General features: G+C 34.2%; 11 protein-coding genes and 3 pseudogenes. 4 read left to right on the forward strand and 10 right to left on the reverse strand.

The window, feature by feature from the left end:
- Nucleotides 1-632: 632 nt before the first annotated feature.
- From F968_RS18960 to F968_RS18985, 6 genes are all read right to left on the reverse strand, one after another.
- Nucleotides 633-869 carry a hypothetical protein gene (locus F968_RS18960; RefSeq protein WP_000152660.1) on the reverse strand — a complete coding sequence of 79 codons (237 nt, stop codon included), beginning with the start codon at nucleotides 867-869 and terminating at the stop codon, nucleotides 633-635.
- A 192-nt stretch (nucleotides 870-1,061) separates the two neighbouring features.
- Complete coding sequence (locus F968_RS18965) at nucleotides 1,062-1,244, reverse strand: hypothetical protein (protein WP_004795942.1); 183 nt, start codon at nucleotides 1,242-1,244, stop codon at nucleotides 1,062-1,064.
- Nucleotides 1,245-1,310: 66 nt separating this feature from the next.
- Nucleotides 1,311-1,763: a NinB/YbcN family protein gene (locus F968_RS18970; protein WP_004795944.1), complete on the reverse strand. Its 453-nt coding sequence runs from the start codon at nucleotides 1,761-1,763 to the stop codon at nucleotides 1,311-1,313.
- A gap of 191 nt (nucleotides 1,764-1,954) precedes the next feature.
- A complete protein-coding gene (locus F968_RS18975) occupies nucleotides 1,955-5,155 on the reverse strand; it encodes a site-specific integrase (protein WP_004795946.1) in 3,201 nt (1,066 codons plus the stop codon).
- Nucleotides 5,156-5,159: 4 nt separating this feature from the next.
- Complete coding sequence (locus tag F968_RS18980) at nucleotides 5,160-7,502, reverse strand: hypothetical protein (protein WP_004795948.1); 2,343 nt, start codon at nucleotides 7,500-7,502, stop codon at nucleotides 5,160-5,162.
- Nucleotides 7,503-7,514: 12 nt separating this feature from the next.
- On the reverse strand, nucleotides 7,515-7,979 hold the full coding sequence (locus tag F968_RS18985) for a hypothetical protein (RefSeq protein ID WP_000911012.1): 465 nt from the start codon (nucleotides 7,977-7,979) through the stop codon (nucleotides 7,515-7,517).
- A gap of 1,131 nt (nucleotides 7,980-9,110) precedes the next feature.
- On the opposite strand from F968_RS18985, the gene F968_RS18990 reads away from it, so the two are divergent.
- Nucleotides 9,111-9,416 carry a helix-turn-helix domain-containing protein gene (locus F968_RS18990; protein WP_004795952.1) on the forward strand — a complete coding sequence of 102 codons (306 nt, stop codon included), beginning with the start codon at nucleotides 9,111-9,113 and terminating at the stop codon, nucleotides 9,414-9,416.
- Nucleotides 9,416-10,430: pseudogene (locus F968_RS20160) on the forward strand (type II toxin-antitoxin system HipA family toxin). Before F968_RS18990 ends, F968_RS20160 begins: the two are co-directional and overlap by 1 nt.
- A 560-nt stretch (nucleotides 10,431-10,990) precedes the next feature.
- Here F968_RS20160 and F968_RS19000 read toward each other — a convergent pair.
- The 3 genes and pseudogenes from F968_RS19000 to F968_RS19010 form a co-directional block, all read right to left on the reverse strand.
- Nucleotides 10,991-11,791, reverse strand: a pseudogene (locus F968_RS19000) (alkaline phosphatase); the annotation flags it as partial.
- A gap of 147 nt (nucleotides 11,792-11,938) precedes the next feature.
- Nucleotides 11,939-12,838, reverse strand: coding sequence for a ParB/RepB/Spo0J family partition protein (locus tag F968_RS19005; protein ID WP_004795959.1), 900 nt, complete (start codon nucleotides 12,836-12,838; stop codon nucleotides 11,939-11,941).
- A gap of 18 nt (nucleotides 12,839-12,856) precedes the next feature.
- Entirely contained in the window at nucleotides 12,857-13,633 is a 777-nt protein-coding gene (locus F968_RS19010; RefSeq protein WP_004795961.1) for a ParA family protein, read from the reverse strand.
- A gap of 914 nt (nucleotides 13,634-14,547) precedes the next feature.
- Here F968_RS19010 and F968_RS19015 point away from each other — a divergent pair.
- Nucleotides 14,548-15,720, forward strand: a complete 1,173-nt coding sequence (locus F968_RS19015) for a replication initiation protein (RefSeq protein WP_004795963.1) — start codon at nucleotides 14,548-14,550, stop codon at nucleotides 15,718-15,720.
- Between the two features lie 129 nt (nucleotides 15,721-15,849).
- On the opposite strand, the pseudogene F968_RS19020 reads toward F968_RS19015, so the two are convergent.
- Nucleotides 15,850-16,782, reverse strand: a pseudogene (locus tag F968_RS19020) (IS5 family transposase).
- Between the two features lie 299 nt (nucleotides 16,783-17,081).
- On the opposite strand from F968_RS19020, the gene F968_RS19025 reads away from it, so the two are divergent.
- On the forward strand, nucleotides 17,082-17,775 hold a 694-nt coding region (locus F968_RS19025; RefSeq protein ID WP_004795968.1), incomplete at its 3' end, for an IS5-like element ISAba31 family transposase.

A 17,775-nucleotide genomic window follows, 5' to 3' on the forward strand; every position in this document is an offset into this window, starting at 1 on the left:
TTTTTCTTAAGGTAGTCCTATTATAACAATGTTGCAACAAGAAATTTTCCATTTTTAGTTTAAGGAATTTTTTAAAATTATAAAGACGATTAGATTCAATAAATTAGTACGAATAAAAGCTAGGAAAGTTTGATTTTTCTAATGAGCTTTGAAATGGATTATTGTGTTTAGTTGATCAATTTAAAAAGCTTGCCTAGTAGGCAAGCTCCCCCTTTTTGATATTTGCGCTGATCAACAAGGTTTAGTGTTACCTACAGCAACACACTGATAATACAGAAATATTTAAAAATAAAAAAGCCCACTTCCTATTTTTATTCAGAAACGGACTTAGCGAAAAAAAACGCTTAAACCTGAAATAGGAAATATCTATTCGGAAATATCTCCAACCTCATATTGGCATAATATTTAAGCACTAGCAATAGGGATTGAATTAAAAATATCAAATATTCATATTTAAATAGATAAAGATTTCTTTTTTTAAATGGTTTTATTTTTAGCCTACATAATTTTTTTACTTATCAAGACTTATAAAGAATATGTGCCCATCAATAGGTAATACTTAATAAGGTCTTATGTGCAGTAACCATTAGGCTCTAGAGAGTAAGAACTCAAACTGACTAAAAATAAAATAATTAATTTTCAATATCAATGATCATATACTGCAAAGTTAAGTATATTCCAACTTCTCCATTGTTGAGTGCCTCATATAAGTCTTCATCAACGAAATCTCCAGATTCATCATATAGCCATTTATGAATTTGAATAATTTGTATATTCCCTTTTTTGTCTATTCTTGCTATTGGGTCTATTACGGACCGAACTATCACCTTCTTCTTCGTCTCAACATCAAGCAATGTGATAATTGTCATTTTAAAATCCTTATAAATATCCTGTATAACAACTACGCTCAATCAATAAAGATTTTTATATTTAAATTACTCAAATAGCAATCTTTTCAATCTAAAAAATAAATAAAAAACACTTTAATAGTATGTGCCTATTAGAAAAGGTACCTTAAATATTCTACTAGCAATAAAAAACCGCTTTAAGGGCGGTTCATATTATTCATCAATCTGATCATGCAGTTTTTTGATAAACTCTATAAGCTTTTCTTTACTTGCATCATTAATTGCAACTAAACCAGTACTTGCTGCATTATTTAAAACCGCTACTGTTATATCGCTTTTCGCTTTGATTTTCGCACTTTCAACCACCGCATCATATTCAATATTATTCATTACCATTTGTTAGTTTCTCATTTTATAAAGTGAGAGACATTAATAATATGAAATCAGCAACTATTCAAGCACCTACTTAAGATCATCAGGCGTTTCCAAATAACACCCGTTTTTATTACAGAAAGCATGAATGTCGTTTAAGTATTCGGTTAATTGAACTGTACTTGCGTCTGTAGTGCTCATTAGCTCACATAGGCCACTTGCTACATCTTGGTAGAGAGGATGCTTAGAATCTTTCAACTCTCTTACAGCCTTGAATATTTTCTTGTATTGGCCAACGTCATCGCAATCATAGATTTTTGCTAAGAAGTTTTTCTTAAAGAACAGATGCTCGTAATCTTTATCTTTACCTTGACGTTTAGCCCATTGATTAAGCCACATCCAGTACAAACGGTTTTGAGCCTTCGAACGATCTTTCTCTTGTGGTGCGATCAATACAACTAACGGCTTCCCTTCATTCGCTGCCTTAGCATGATTCACATTAAGAAAGTTAGTTACTGGTGAAATGTCGCAATAAAAAACCACCCGTGGGTGGCTTGATTTTTTTTGATAAATTAATCAACAGCTCAAAAATGGGTAACTGTCAGATCGAGTTTGGACTACAACACTTTAGCTCATCGATTTACCAAAGCGCTAATCTTCACACTATTGTTTAAAATCCAGTAATCAAACTGTGATGCTAAAACTTTTAAATTCTCCTTTTTAAGCTGCTTAGGCTATTTTAACCAAAGTTCATCTTCTTGCATGATTTTTAACATTAAATTAAATATAACCAGTAGAGTAACATTTTTTTTATTATGGCCAACAACTCTTTGAAAACTAAATTTAACTGTTCTCTCAAGCACTTCCAGATTGACTGGATAATTCTGTTTGTCTAAATTTAGGTGATCTCCAATAATTGGCTCTATACCAGCAATAAAATTAGCAATTTGTTGCTCATCATCTTTCTTTATGCATTGAAAATGTAGAAAGTTTTTACGTAATTTTCCAAATAATAATAATACCTTAAGTGCATTGACCACGTTCAACTCTTTAGGTATATCTTTCCCCTTATCATGTTGGTTATGCAAATCAAGGAGAGGAATTATTTCATCAGAACGTTTCAGTTTCTTAGCTTTGTCGTAAAGCTCATCAAACCAACCCCCATCTAAATTTTTATTACTAACATATTTCGTTTTTAAATTAAAATTTTTGGGGTCCATCCATTTAGTGCTCATAAATTGACATCGCTGCATCCATTCTTGTGCTTGAATATCTTCGCTTGAACGGCCATCTCTTAAACTTATCAAACGTTGAAAAGGCGTCAGAGTACTCTTCTCGATACTAAACTTCTTTTCTTGTCGACCAGCAATCATAACTGGCTGTGTTTGCTGATAAGAGTTAAACCATTTCTGCTGCTGAGTATAACGATTTAAGTTTATGTACTCTGTACTTGAATTCACTGGACCAAAACACTGTTCTAGGACTTTTTTTGAAATGATACACGGCGAATTGTAAATTCGATCGACTGCTAATAAATCCAAAACATGAAGATAATTTGAAGCCGTTTGTTCAATACTGCTATGCCCCATCCAAGAGGCAAGCACCTGCCATTTATGTTGAATAATCTCTTCATGAGCACGTGCTTTAACACCAAACAATAAATCACGCATCTTTTTTGCTTTTACCCAAGGACAATCTGTATATGTTTTAATCATTTCTTTTGAGCCCAGCAAAGTTATTGCTAGATAGTTAGCAGCACTGTGGCGCAACGTATGAAAACTAAAGCCATGATGCATACCTAATATTTGGTTAAACAACTCTACTGTAATTTTGCTGATACATTGATCAGTTAATACACGATGATTAACACTAAAAAGTAGATCATCCTGCTGATTAAACAAATATTGTTCATAACGATGTTGTATGTAATGTTGTACTACTAAAAACTCATGTTCTGACAAGGCAATTTTCAATGGTATTTGACGATTTGCACTTTGCGTTTTCAGACGGCGATATGAATTGTTCTGAATATGAAGCGTGATATTATTAAAAGCTGTATTTTCTTTTTCTTTATAAAGTAACTCTGGGCAAATAATATCTTGTATTTTAAGACAACGAACTTCATTTAATCGGAGTCCAGTTCTATAACTCAGTAAATACATCAGCTTTAAACAACTCAGATGATCGACCCACTCTGATGCGGTTGGCTCTTGACTTAAATGTTCTAGTTTTTCCAATAGCTTGCCAAATAACAGAGGGCTTACTAGGCGTGCATTGCAAATTTGTAAATGCTTAAAACTTGAATTCTGTAACACCAATACCTCTGGTGCATTAAAATTATCTATACAAAATTGATGAAAATCTTTTAGGCGACCAAAACGGTATTCTGCTGTTTGGTGCATCTTACGAGAGGTTTTTCCTTTAACAGCTTCACGTTGAGTTGCTTGTGCATCTCGTTCACTGCTATATTTCAACAACTGTCGATATAAATCTTCATAATCATCAATGGATTGTTGCTTTAAATCCAATTTATTAAGCCAAATTTCAAATATAAATTCTTTAGCAAATGATCCTAAGTAGCTTTCAATAGTTGATAATTGAAGCCCTCTTTTTTTTAAATGCACTAACCAGTGAATTAAGCGTAATTGGGCTTCAATTAAAGACTTTTCTTCCGTATTTGCATCACGCATCTTCTCCTCTAACACCCTTCTGATTTCTTGCCAAAAACGTAGCGTGCGTTCTTCTTTATTCCTCTTTTTATCTAAGCGCTCAACTTTTTGACCTTTACGTTTCTTTTGATCAAACAACATCAACTCATACGGAATCGTTTGTAATTTGCTTTGAGCTGTCGGAACTTCAAGATGTAACTGCTCTTGTTCAAAATGAATAGGGCTATTCTCTAGTTCCATGACTTGATTACGTTCATTACTCCATAGCAATCTAAATTCGGATGGCCGTAAGGCGACAGTATTAATCTCTTGCTGAAGTACATTACTTAAAAATATATCTAGGCTAAGGTTTGGATTAAATTCAAGTACCATTTGCACATCATTAAATGCACGAAATCCACGGCGTTTAATTTGATATTGCAGATCGCCCAAACTTTTGTTTCGTCCCATGCGACTCAAGCTTTCCAGAATACAATCTTCAATTGATTGTTCCAGACGATATTCTTTATGAGTAGCTTTCAACTTTTTTAAATATTGCAAGATGAACTGAGCATATGAGTTAAAAAAAACATGCTTCCATTGGTACAACTTTCTCTGTTCTACATCGTTGCCATATTGAGAGTTTTCAACACGATAATGTAGTAACAATGGATTAGTGATTTTTTTGTAGTCCGAATGGTATAACCGAAAACAATTCAGATCTGTACCAAGCTCAACGGCCTCCTGCAATTGCTGCTGAATAGCAACCAGATGCTGTTCATCTGCACAGCCTGAAATATATATAAAACTTAAGCATAAATCCCCCCACAAATATTTAGGGTCATCCCAATATCCAAGTGAATCTTTCCAATATGCTTTCAAAGCGTTGAGTACCTGGGCATGTAACTGCCCTTGTTTTAACCGTGACTCCGTACTCTCAATTTTTCTAGGCAGTACGATCCGTTTAGTATGTGGATTTAGCCTAATTCTGTATGATTTTTTATCTACATTCTGGTTGAATTGCCTTCTTCTTTTATTAAATTCATCTTCAGTAAATTGCATCAGTTTAGATTGTTCATCTCGGCTCAATTTTTGACTCAAACAATCAACACTATCTTTAATGTCATGCCATTTTTCGGCGATCTGCTGATCAAGTTTTTGCTGCATGTCTTGCGTCAATACTTCAGGTAAAGAAGGCTGTCTTTCTTGCGACTTTTTCACCAATTTCTGAATATCAACAAATAGACCGTCTAGTTGTGGTTTTATTAGTTCTTTGATTTTTTGCATACAACTATTTTCGCTCTAAGTGTTTAATCGATAAAGATTTGACATTATCTTGCAATTGCTGGCGGACTTGCTGTACATAGACATTCGGAATAAGTGAAGAATACGGATGAAAAGCCTCTCGGTCACGTTGGTCATGACCATAAAGAGCCTGAATTAAATGGAATGCTAAAGCAGTTTTTTTTTCTTCTTTTTCTTCTGCATACATCAAAAAATTCATATCAAAATGACGTAACCAATTCGAATACATATTCTTTGGAAAGATTCCTTCCATATATAAATTTACCCAGTTTCGAGATAAAGGGATTAACTTAACTTTCCTGCTCTGCCACTCTTTGACAGTTATCGGCAAGATATCTTTACTATCAATGACCTTTCCGAATAAGTCATTGAGCGCAATTTTTTTCTTTGCAAATACTTGTTTTAAAAGTGGGCTATACAGTTCAATTATTTGTTTTAAAAATACAGTGTAATTTTGCAGTGCTTTTAAGAAGAAATCGGATAGCGGGATAAATCGTCCATCCTTTCTTACCTTGCTATTCTTTTTATCGTTTACATATAGAATTTTAAGCTCAAAACAATAATCTTCCAAATTCCCCAACAGATTTTTATTAGGCCGTCTGGCCATGCTTAGCAAGCTAACATGCCACATCCAACACGCGTATGCATTCAATTGATTAATGATATGTTGATCTTTTTGAATATTTTCTTGGCAATGTCTATGTAAAAAAGCAAATTGCTCTTTCACAAAACTGGGTTCAAGTGCCAGTTGACTCCCTACCCTCCCTTTAGATGCAGATTGCACTTTGAATTGTTGTTGTAATATTTTGAGTTCAGCCGTGTCTTCTGTAAGTTCCTTAGAATGTGGTGTAAGTGCTGATTCTAAAAAAGCTAAATAGCTGCTATCAAGCTGAGCTTTGGGAAGTCCTCCGTAATAAATACCTGGCACATCATGCTTGATATCCCGCCTCGCAATCACATGAGTAAGATATTCATTATAGGTTTCATAATATATATGAAAATATAATTGGGCCTGAAGTTTTTCAACGGTGATAGTACCCACAAACTGATTAGCAAACCACTTCTTAAGTTCGGAATTAATATCTCCTGAAGAGATCTTTGGATTTGATGCTTGTTCTATGTAGTCAAACCATGCCGCAGGTAGATGTAGTTGGTGAGTCATCTCTTCATTCCAACGCACAGGCTTTAAACTCTTAATTTTCTGCTCGGTAACTTTCAAATTTAAATTAAGTAAATATTCCCGTCGTTTTCTTGAACCATTCTGGATCAAAACACCATCTTGTATGAGCTCGTTAAAATCCATCAGTGCTATGGGAGATAATCCAGTCAAAAGTGATAATAAACATGCGGCAGCGATTGCAGCATTATCCCAGTCCGCATTTAACTCAGTTCTCAACACATAAACAATTTGCTTCAGTACATCTGGTGCTAAATAATGAGGATTTGTAATAAATGGCACATGACGGCGTTGGCGATGCCACGTGTAATACGCAGTATAATCACTAATTAAATGATTAAAATTTTTAGTTTTTTCATCTTCTGAGTATAATTCTACTTCAATGTCCAATAACTCAATTTCACCATCTTCATCTTTGTGAAGAGAGGCATCATAAAAACTGATCTTTGCGTTATGTCCGATATCTTCATACTTACCAGATTTTATTTCACGAAATTTTTTGAGTTCAATTTTAGTTGGCCATTTCAAAACTTTGCTTTTTTTTGACTTACGCTGACGATGAACAACACGACGATCATCAAGTCTTTTAAAAATAATTAATAGAGCCGATAAATACTCTATGACTTGTACTTTTTTGAAATTTTTAATATTAAAAAGTTGATTACGATCCTCTTTTTTCAAATTACGTTCGTACGTGACATAACAATTTAGCAGCTTACTACATTCATGAAATAATTCAGCATTATTAGAATCCAGCACATATCGTGAGACATAGCGTAGGAGGTCACAAACATGTTTTTGCTTATTCTCAGCTTTAGCAATTTTTGCAAATTCTTGATACTGCCGATATGTTAAAAAACTCGCTTGTAGAATCAAATAACGTTGCGATGACAGCTCTTGTGTATTACTAGTATCTGGACATGCAAAATAACTTAAAGAAGCTAGAAAATAATATTTACCTAATTGTCTAGAGCTAGATATATAGCCATATATCTGTTGCGCTTCCTTATATAGAGCGTGGGCTTTTTCACGTAAATCATCTGATAGATCGACAAATTGTGTATTCACAACATCATCATGTAATAGACAATAATCTTGTTTAAATTTTTCTGCTAAATCTAAGAATTGCTCTTCTGTTTCAATCTTTGGCATATTCGCTTTCGCTTAATTTTTTATCAAATTGCATTGGTTAAATTCATTACGATCTGAACAATTTTGTAAAAGTTGATCTTTGATTGAACTTTTTGTCAGCTTAAAAAATCTAGCAAAGAATTTAGCATCTAGCTCTTTCTGAGCTTTTCTCTCAAAGCATAAGTGTTGCTGTGATTTTTCGATAAAATCATCAAGATTATGTATCAACTGTAAGATTGCAACATAATTAGAATGTACACGTAAGCATGGCTCCGTTTGCATTAATAGCAATATTTTTTGCCAAATTTTCACATAGATTATTTTGAACTTTGCTTGTACTACTACTTTCTGACTCTGTTTAATCTTTTTGATTTTCAGTAGTTCTGAGTTAATTTTTACTATCTTAAATTGAACATTTTGTCGCTCAAAGCAAAAGGGCATGATAAATTGCCCCATAAATATCTCTATATTTTTTACTAAATAGTCAAATTTTAACATTTTTATCGATATAAAAAATGAGCATATCTTTTTATATGAAAATACATTTAATCTATCAACTAAATTTTCTCAAAATTACAATTATCAACAAATACATATGGTTTACTTATCATGGGTCGTCTAAATTTTAAAAATTCTTCCACTTTTTTTTAGTTTTCTGTTATTAGAACCAGCCCATGAGTGGAGATCAGTTGAGTAAGTATTATTTTAAGTGAATAAGAGAAGGATGGCTCACCTCACTTCTCCAAATAACAACGCTATACTTTTTAACCCAGGTTAGATATTGGCAACTACATTTCATTCTTCATCATGCTGGTCTTATAGCATGTAGACAATCACTACATCATTTGCATTCAATGCTCAATACAGCCTGTCAGCAGAACCGCAGCGATATTTTTTCCTGCATACATGTAGTGTTTAAATCCATTCATTTTTCAATGACCCCCTACCGTTTATCACATTTATGGTCGATCTTTAACCTTGTGAAAAATGCACATACCGATATCTTCAAACTGTCAAATTTATGGATACATGACATTTAAAGAAATTATCCGATCAATTTTTTAGATAAAACTCATCAAGAAAAAAGTTATTATTATTCATAACTTCACTAACAACCACATAAAAACAATAATTTAATAAATTATTCTTCCAATTTTTTTAGATTTAGTGTTATTACCCTAAATCCATGCTTAGCTGATTCTATTACATAAATGATTTAGAAGTATCCACGATATAAATTGCTTGCCCCCACACCTCTGCCCCTCTCATGCCCAAAAAATTTACACTAAAAGGCAGATTAAGCCCGTACGAGTTACATATCGCCGCATGCTATGTTGAAAGCATTTAAGAAAAAATCCTCAATATTTATAAGATTTTTAAAATATGAACTACTTTTCGAAGAACCCTTTCTAAGTAATGTGACCAAAAAGGAAAAATGAAAATACTGAGATTTCCTTATCAACAATCAGTCAAAGTACATCCTGATGAATTTCTGTAACCGATACCCAAGGACCATACCTACCTTCCGAAGTGCTGTGCAACAAAGCCCTCCTCAACCACACTATAGCTATAAATTAATTCCATTATTTTGTGGTTTAATTAAATTATTAAAGTTTAAGACCCAATTTAATGGATTTATATTTCACTAAACCCGAAGAAGTCGTGACGCTTTTAGGTGAGCGTTTACGTAAGCAACGACTCTTTTTGGAGATGTCTCAAGCTGAGGTTGCAGCACGCGCTGGTGTCGGCGTGAATACGGTTTCGAATCTTGAAGCGGCACGAAATGTATCTGTTGAAAATTTAGTCCGTATTGCAATGGTCTTGGGTCGATTAAACAAACTTCAGGAGCTGTTTCAACCTCAGCTTAACAGTGTAAAAGATATTCTACGCTATGAAAGTCAAAGTAAGCACCAGCGTATTAAGAGTAAGGGATAATGCTCAACAGTCTTAATGTTTATTACAACGGTTGGGGCGAATCATGGTTATGGGGAACGCTGATTAGTTCAACAGCCACCACAGGTAGACCCACTATTGCTTTTGAATATAGTCCAGAAGCAATACAGCGAGGTGTTCAGCTCTCTTCTTATTTACTCCCTTTAAAAGGTCTACCACTGAGACAGGGTTTTCCTACTTATCAAATGGGATTACCTGGTCCAGTCTATGATGCTTTGCCGGATGGTTGGGGCATGTTATTAATGGATCGATATTTTCGAAAAATTGGACTGCATCCGGCACGAATCAGCCCTTTGGAACGTCTAACTTATATTAGCACCCATGCAATGGGTGCTCTCTCCTTTGAACCCTGTGTCGCAGAGATGCAAACTTCAGAGAATATTCCCCTGCCGCAATTGGCACAGGAAGTCCAAGAAGTCCTCAAAGGAGAAGGTGGCAAATTTTTACAACATTTGCTGGTCATGGGTGGCTCCCCCCAAGGTGCCAGATCCAATGCAGAGTTTGGCTGCATATACCGGAGCAGACTATAAAGTTCCAGGTAGCCTAGACTATCGCAATTTTCTTCGGGCAACCTTGATGTGTACGCAAGATGTGCGAGAAAGGCTGCATACTTTTAAACGTGCTGTGTTTAATGTACTTTTCAATAATCGGGATGACCATACCAAGAATTTTTCTTTTCTCATGGCAAAAAATGGTCAATGGAAATTGGCTCCAGCCTATGATGTGACCTTCTGTGAAGGTCCAGGTGGTTATCATCAAATGGACATTATGGGAGAAGCGCTCAATATTTCTCGAAATGACATACATAAACTCGGTACTTCAGAAGCGAATCTGACTACTCTAGAAGTCGATGAGATCATCTTGGCCATGCATGAAATTGCACTTCAATTTAGTCAAATTGCGCAACGCCTGTATCCTCATCAAATTCGAGAATCTACCCTAGAGATGATTCAATCACGAATTCAACAAAATATTGATTTTTTAACTGAAACCTAAGCGTAAATATAAACTAAGCGCCAACCATCAACTTATAGTTAGTCGCTACATAATCTGTAGAACCTGTGAATTAGCTCGCTTTATAATCACGAATATTAGATGGATCACCGCCAAGATACGTTCTGCAAACGTGAAATCACTACATCCAGATCGAAAATCGCTAAGAAAAAACTATCACCAAAAAAAGGTCTGCACTATGGATAGATACAGACCAAACTCTGGATAACTACCAGCACGAGAAATATGTCGCAATTTTGCATAGACATGAATTTGATAAAATCAGCCCAGAAAGCCAGAAATTCATAAAAACTATTTCATCAATCCCCTATAACTTAATCACGTTCATGGTCGATCTTAAATCTTGCGAAAAGTACTCATGCTGACCTAGCCAAACTGTAAAACTCATGTATTCATAGCCTTTAAATGAATCTTTCAATCGTTATATTTAAGGTAAAAACTAGTAATCAGAAGTTATTATCATCCCCATATAAAACAAACATCAGATTAAAAATAATAACTTTGTAAATTATTTATTCCATTTTTTTTATATTTAGTGTTATCTTTCCTAACTTCATCTGGGAGAGTTGAGTTTGATCATAGACCATTCGATAGCCTGCTTGTTGCATTTCTGCGATCAAATTCCGTTGGTCTATCCGTTCTCCCCCTTGATCTTTCGGCAGAAACTGACGCTTACCCCCGCCTAGAATCACATCAACCCCATCTTTTAATTTGATGTTATAACGCTGATAGATATCACCTTGCGAACTTGGTACTAATTGGGATGCTATGTCATTTTCAGCATCACGATGACAAATATGGGCATAAGTCGATGCTGGTGTAGCATGCGTAATGCGAGTTGTTGTGACTACCCCTGTACCCCAACCTCGTGCTTTGGCCAATTCGAGTAAAGTTTGGGTGTCTTGCTTATTTTGGTTCTGAGGATTGGTTCCACATTGATGATTTCCGGCCTGATTTGGTTCTACTGCAATTGTTCCAGTCTGCATGGATATCACTTCATTTTTCATTTTTACACCTGTCATATAGGCACCCATCGATGGTGCGCTATCTGTAACCTGTGCATCGTCTGAGAAAGTACGAACAAATGCTGACTCTGGCAGTTGATCTATCGGCAGTTGGCCATCTTCACCAACAGCATAAATTCGTGCAGCTGTTAGTGTCGTGATACCCATTCCATCTCCCAAGAAAAAAACCACACGTCGAGGCTGTTTTGATAGTTGTACTGAAGTAGAAGTTGATTGAACTAAAGCAGGACTTTGACAGCCCGTCAAAATAACTGCGCCCAAACTACAGCATGCCAAACTTATTAATTTTTTATTAAATTTTTTCTTATGCCAAAGCATTGCATCAACTCATCTTAGGATGGTCGAAAAATACGCTTTAAATATTCAATTTACATGACAAATTTATGAAAATATTATTATGACTACTTATATAAATTTTCCTAATTGCAAAAATAGTGTAGCAACTTGCTACACTATTTTTTTACTTTATTTTTCTAACATTCGTTTTAGGAAAGCTTTTAATTCTTGTAAATTTTGATCATCAAATTGGCCCATTTTTAAAGATACCTTTAATGTATTGTGGTCAAATTTGATATTACCAGCAACTTTCCCATCATATTCAATTTTATGTACAATTGAAGTTTGAATTACTTCTTTCGTTTCTCTTGACTTAAAGATTTTTTCAGCTAGTGATGCCAGTTTTGTCTGTTCAACTTCTTTTTTAAGCAATTTTGACCATGCTTCGAATAATGCTTCTTTAGCATTTTCATGGTTTTCATCATGATCTGATAGAAACTTTTTCACTGCTGTAGCAGCGGTCCGTGCTAATAATGAGGGCTGTTTTTCCAAATCTTCAATCAACTCTCCAGGTAATTTTTCAAAAGATAAATATTTATACATATCTTCACGATTCATACCTAATGACTTTGCTAACTTCTGCTTATTTTTTTTTAATTTTTCATCCAAAGAAGTTAATCCAACATATATTTCATAATCTGTCAGATCTTCTCGCTTTAAATTTTCAGCTAATGTTAATAAAGCAACTTCTTCATCCGATGCATCAATAATGATTACTTCAATGGTGTTCTTATTGAGAAATTGGTGGGCTTTCAATCGTCTTTCACCAGCAATCAACTCATATTTATCATTTATTCTACGAACTGCAATTGGTTGTAATAGCCCAATTTCTTCAATTGATGCTGCTAAATCTTCAATATCTTGTTGATTAAAGAGTTTTCGAGGCTGGTTAGGGCTAGCCTGAATATCTGTAATTTGTACATTACGTCTTAGCTCTTTGACATCGTTAATATGCTCCTTTTGGGCATGTTGATGCTTTTGAGTATTTTGCTTAAGACGTTTAGCCAATAGCTCTTTATTACTTACCATAGTATTTCCAGAATTATATTATCCGACACGCTGAACAATTTCTTGTGCTAAAGTTTCAAAAGCTTTTCGAACTTTTGAGTTTTTATCAACAGATAATAAAGGTTGTTGCAAAATTGCAGCTTGATTAACCTTAGTGCTCATTGGAATTGTGGTATGCAATAATTCTCCAACTTGATTAAATGCTTCATCTTTTATTAATTTACATACATTCTGACGCTCATCATGTTTAATTAATAAAGCACCTAAGAATTCTAATTCAGGGTTAACTCTTCTAATTTTACTTAAATGATTAATTAAATCAGTAACACCATAGAGACCGTATTGTGAACCAGATTCAATTGGAACAATAACATGTGTCGAAGCGGCTAAAGCATTGCTGGTTAGTAATTTTAAGCTAGGAGGGCAATCAATAAGAATGTAGTCATATAATCCTTCTAGAATTTCCAATTTATTTGAAAGTTCCTCGGATGGTCTTGGTGCATCATCTTTCAATTGATCTTCAGTTTTACCAAGAGTTAATGAGCCATATATTAAGGAAACATTTTTAAATTTTGTTTCTTCTTCTAATGCTTCCGATAATAGACTTATATCACCAATAAGTAATTCAGCTGATGTAGTTTCAACTTCGCTAGGGTGTCTTAATCCTATATGTAAACTTGCATTTGCTTGTGGATCCAGATCAATTACTAAAACCTTATTTCCTAATTCAGCAAGTTCTGAAGCAAGATGTACTACAGTAGTTGTTTTCCCGCAACCACCTTTATGATTAGCTACAGCAATGATTTTAGTTGACATATTTGTCTTAAGGAATTTACTTTGATTTCATTTAATATAAAGATATTTGTAGCAACTTGCTACAGTTCCTTTGTCATATTTTTATCTTTTGAATTCAAAAGATGTGAGAAAAACATTTCTTAACTTTTTTAAAAAATATAGCTAGCTAATTTTAATTAGTATTAATTAGTATTAATTAGTTAATTATAATTAGACAAATTTTATTTGTTTAAAAAACAATTAGATAGATTTTTTAAAGTGGAAGGTGTGTCACTAATAAGTGGAAGGCCTGTCATTGATAAGTGGAAGGCCTGTCACCGATAAGTGGAAGGTTTGTCACTAATAAGTGGAAGGTTTGTCACTGATAAGTGGAAGGTATGTCACTATGGTGGAAGACTTGTCATTGTGATTTATTTTAATGTGTATTTTTTAATTTAAAACAATACGATTCAACTGCTTGTGATGTTGATAAGTTTGTTTTTATTGAAATAAAGGTGGAAGACTTGTCATTAGATGTTTTTTATTCTGTGGATAAAATATTTGTATAAAATTTAATTGATAGCATAATGTTTGATAGTCAAAAATACCTGAATGGTGGAAGGCTTGTCACTTTAATGGTGGAATATATGTTGAGTAATTCCACTTTAGTGGTACTGTAGGCTATTCCTACTTTCAAATTGATTGCTTGAGCGACACAGATGAATTATCAAGGGTGGAAGAACTGTCACTTAAAAGTGTTTATTTTTATATTTATTCCACCATAAGGCTGAATAGTACCAAAATTGCACTTTAATAGTGACACTTCTTCCACTCTTAAGGTGTTTGATCGGCATAAACTGAGTTAATTTAATGTAAGTAAGAGAAAATAGTGAGCGGTTTGCATCTTCTTCCACTTTTGTGTATAACATGTAGAAAATATTTTAATCTTTCCACTTATGAGCAATCACAACGAAACAGAAGAATTAGAACATCTACCTTATTGTATTGGTAATATTCGACATAATGGAGTAGTCAGCACTAGTAACCGTCTGATTAGACCAATTGAATTATCATCTAATGAGTATAAAGCTCTTCTTTATGCAATGGCTGTTGCGAATTATGGTGAGAAGAATAATCAAGATCGTGAAATTACAGAGCAAACTTATATTTATTTGCATAAAGATGATTTAGGCGAATTATTAGGATTAGATAAAAAGAATTCCATTAATGTTGCTATTGATCGTATTTATAAAGAATTATCATCACGAGTAGCTCATTTTGTAATTGAAGAGCCCGTGGATGATAATAAGCGTAAAGTTAAAAAAGTACACTCAGTAGTACCAATTATTCGTGAACTCCGTTGGGAAGATGATGCTAAAAATGCTTTGCAGATACGTTTCACCAGTGAAGTACTTCCGTATTTTACTCGTTTAGCAAATGGAAATTTTACGACCTATCAATTGAAAGATTTATTTGCTTTGGACTCTGTAACCAGTATGAGTTTGTATTCATACTTTATCAAAAATGAATTTAAATATGCTAATCAAGATTCTTATGAGGTTGAACTTTCACTTGAGAATATCAAAGCATTAATTGATATTGGGGAGAAAAAATACGATCGTTGGGTTGATTTTAGACGATACGTTTTAGACAAAATTATTGAAGAAATTAATGAAAGGACTAGTCTTCAATTAGAGTACGATACCATCAAGAAAGGTCGACCTATTGTCGGAGTTCGATTTAAAATTCTTAATAGACATGCCACTGAAGTTGTTGTATCTAATACTAATGATAAGACTCAAATCTATTTAGATGTCAATTTTGATGATAATGCGCTTGTTAAAGAATTAGGTGCGAAGTTCGATATGACTGTAAGGTCTTGGTACATTTATGCAAACGACCCAAATTATAAACAGTTTAGTAAGTGGTTTAAGACAGAAGGGTGCTTAACTGAATCTCAAGCAAATGTGATAGTTAATGATATTATGTTCCAAATGGATTTTGCTGTAGCTGGCAGTTCAATGAGTGAATTTAAGAAAGAAATGAAATATAAATTAAAAAATAATCCAAATTTTGTAAAAGAAAATAGAAAACGATTGAATGAAATCTTTGGAAAAGACGTTATATGACTGTGTAGCAAGTTGCTACACTTTTTACTATAAGATGTAAAATAAGCTTGATATCAGTTTATGTCATATTTTTATAGGGCTTTGTTGCATAAAGGTTTGAAAGATAGAGCGATCCTAATTGAGCCAAATTCAAGTGACAACTTGGGTGTGAGGGCGCTCCAATTCTGTGAATTTGTTCAAAACGGCTACGCGTGCATGAATCTCATTCACCTGACTAGGAAAACTCCTTGCTGTTAATTTATCGCATAATAATTTGATGCAATGCATCTTGGTTTCCACCAAACTTCGACGATGATAACCAGACCACTTTTTCCAAAGTGACCTTCCTAGCAGTTTGACTGTTTTCAATAACTCATTTCGCTCTATAGACCTGACTTGATGATCTTTCCAAGGCTTTGCATTTTTCCTGGGTGGAATGACCGCATGCGCATCACGATTTAAAATGACTTGTCGGCAGTGCTTTGTGTCATAAGCACCATCTGTATAAACTGAATCAATTCGTTCATCCAAGGGGACTTGAGAAAGTAAATCTTCGAGCACTTGTGAATCGCTGACATTATTTGTCGTGAGTTGTACTGCACGTATTTGAAGGGTTTCAGCTTCTATAACAATATGGAGCTTACGTCATTGGCGACGATATTCAGATCCATGTTTCTTGCATTTCCATTCACCTCCACCTAGAAATTTCAAGCCAGTAGAGTCCACGAGTAGATGCAGACCATCTCTACTTTTTTGGTAGCTAATTGCAATATCAATATGCTTTTGTCTTCTACAAAGCGTGGTGTAATCTGGTGCTGTCCAATTTAATACACAAATTTTAATCAGACTTTGAACAAAACCTATGACCATACGTAAAGAGAGTCTGAATAGAGATTTGATCATTACACAGCATTGAATCGCTATATTGGAGTAAATTTGATTTCGACCTTGCTTGCCTTGTGATTGTCCATACCACTGGGTCTTTGGATCAAACCAAATGCAAATATTACCTCGGTTAATTAGGGCTCGATTATAGGAAGACCAATTGATTGTGCGATAGGTTTTAGGGGCAGGTTTATTCATTTTGAAATTATATGGCTGAATAAACCTTCTATGCTAGGTTTGTGCAACAAAGCCGGGTTGCAGGTATTAAATTTAATACAATTTTTTAATTCCATTCATTGATTCTTTTTAGAGAATATTCTTCCACCTTCAGGTAACTATGTGTATCCATACTTATTTGGAGGTGATCGATTATGGGTATAATTTTTTTTATATTTCATATAATTCTTATTATTTTATTAGGGTGTGTTGACACTTTTCGCTTAAAAAAATAGCGAAGTAGTAAAATCAAATCACCAAACCCAATTTTACTATTCGCTATGCCTCGTACTATGCTGACAGATCAACACTGGCAAAAGTTGAAAGTTATTCTGCGTAATTTATCCATTCACCACAACTCAAATTTACGCAATTTTATTGAAGCTATTCTCTATAGAATTAGAACAGGCTGTTCGTGGCGAGATATTCCTTCTTGTTTTGGTCATTCAAACTCTATTTTCAAACGTTTTAATCGTTGGTCAAGCAGCAGTAAGTTACTTAGATTATTCAAATTAATAGCCTCATGCCCCGATATGGAGTGGATTTTTATTGATGGCTCTCATGTACGTGCTCATCAACATTCTGCCGGCATAGCGAATCAATCTATTTCTAAAAGTGTAGGAGGAAACTCCTCAAAAATACATTTGATTGTTGATGCACATGGCAATCCTATTGATTTCATGATTACCGATGGAACCACACATGATGTTAAAGTTGCGCCTGATTTAATATCAACATTAGATTTAAAAGAGACAAAAGTGGTATGCGCAGATAAAGGCTATGATTCAGAACCACTGCGTGAACAGATCAGGAAAACAGGGACTAAAGCGAATATACCAAAGAAAACGAATAACCAATCGAACAATGACCATATGGACTGGTATTTATATAAAATCAGGCATTTAGTTGAAAATATGTTTTGTAGATTAAAGCAATTTAGAGGAATAGCTACTCGATATGACAAGCTCAAAAGAA

This window comes from Acinetobacter sp. NIPH 817, from assembly GCF_000368405.1.
In the GTDB taxonomy this organism is placed as follows: Bacteria; Pseudomonadota; Gammaproteobacteria; order Pseudomonadales; family Moraxellaceae; genus Acinetobacter.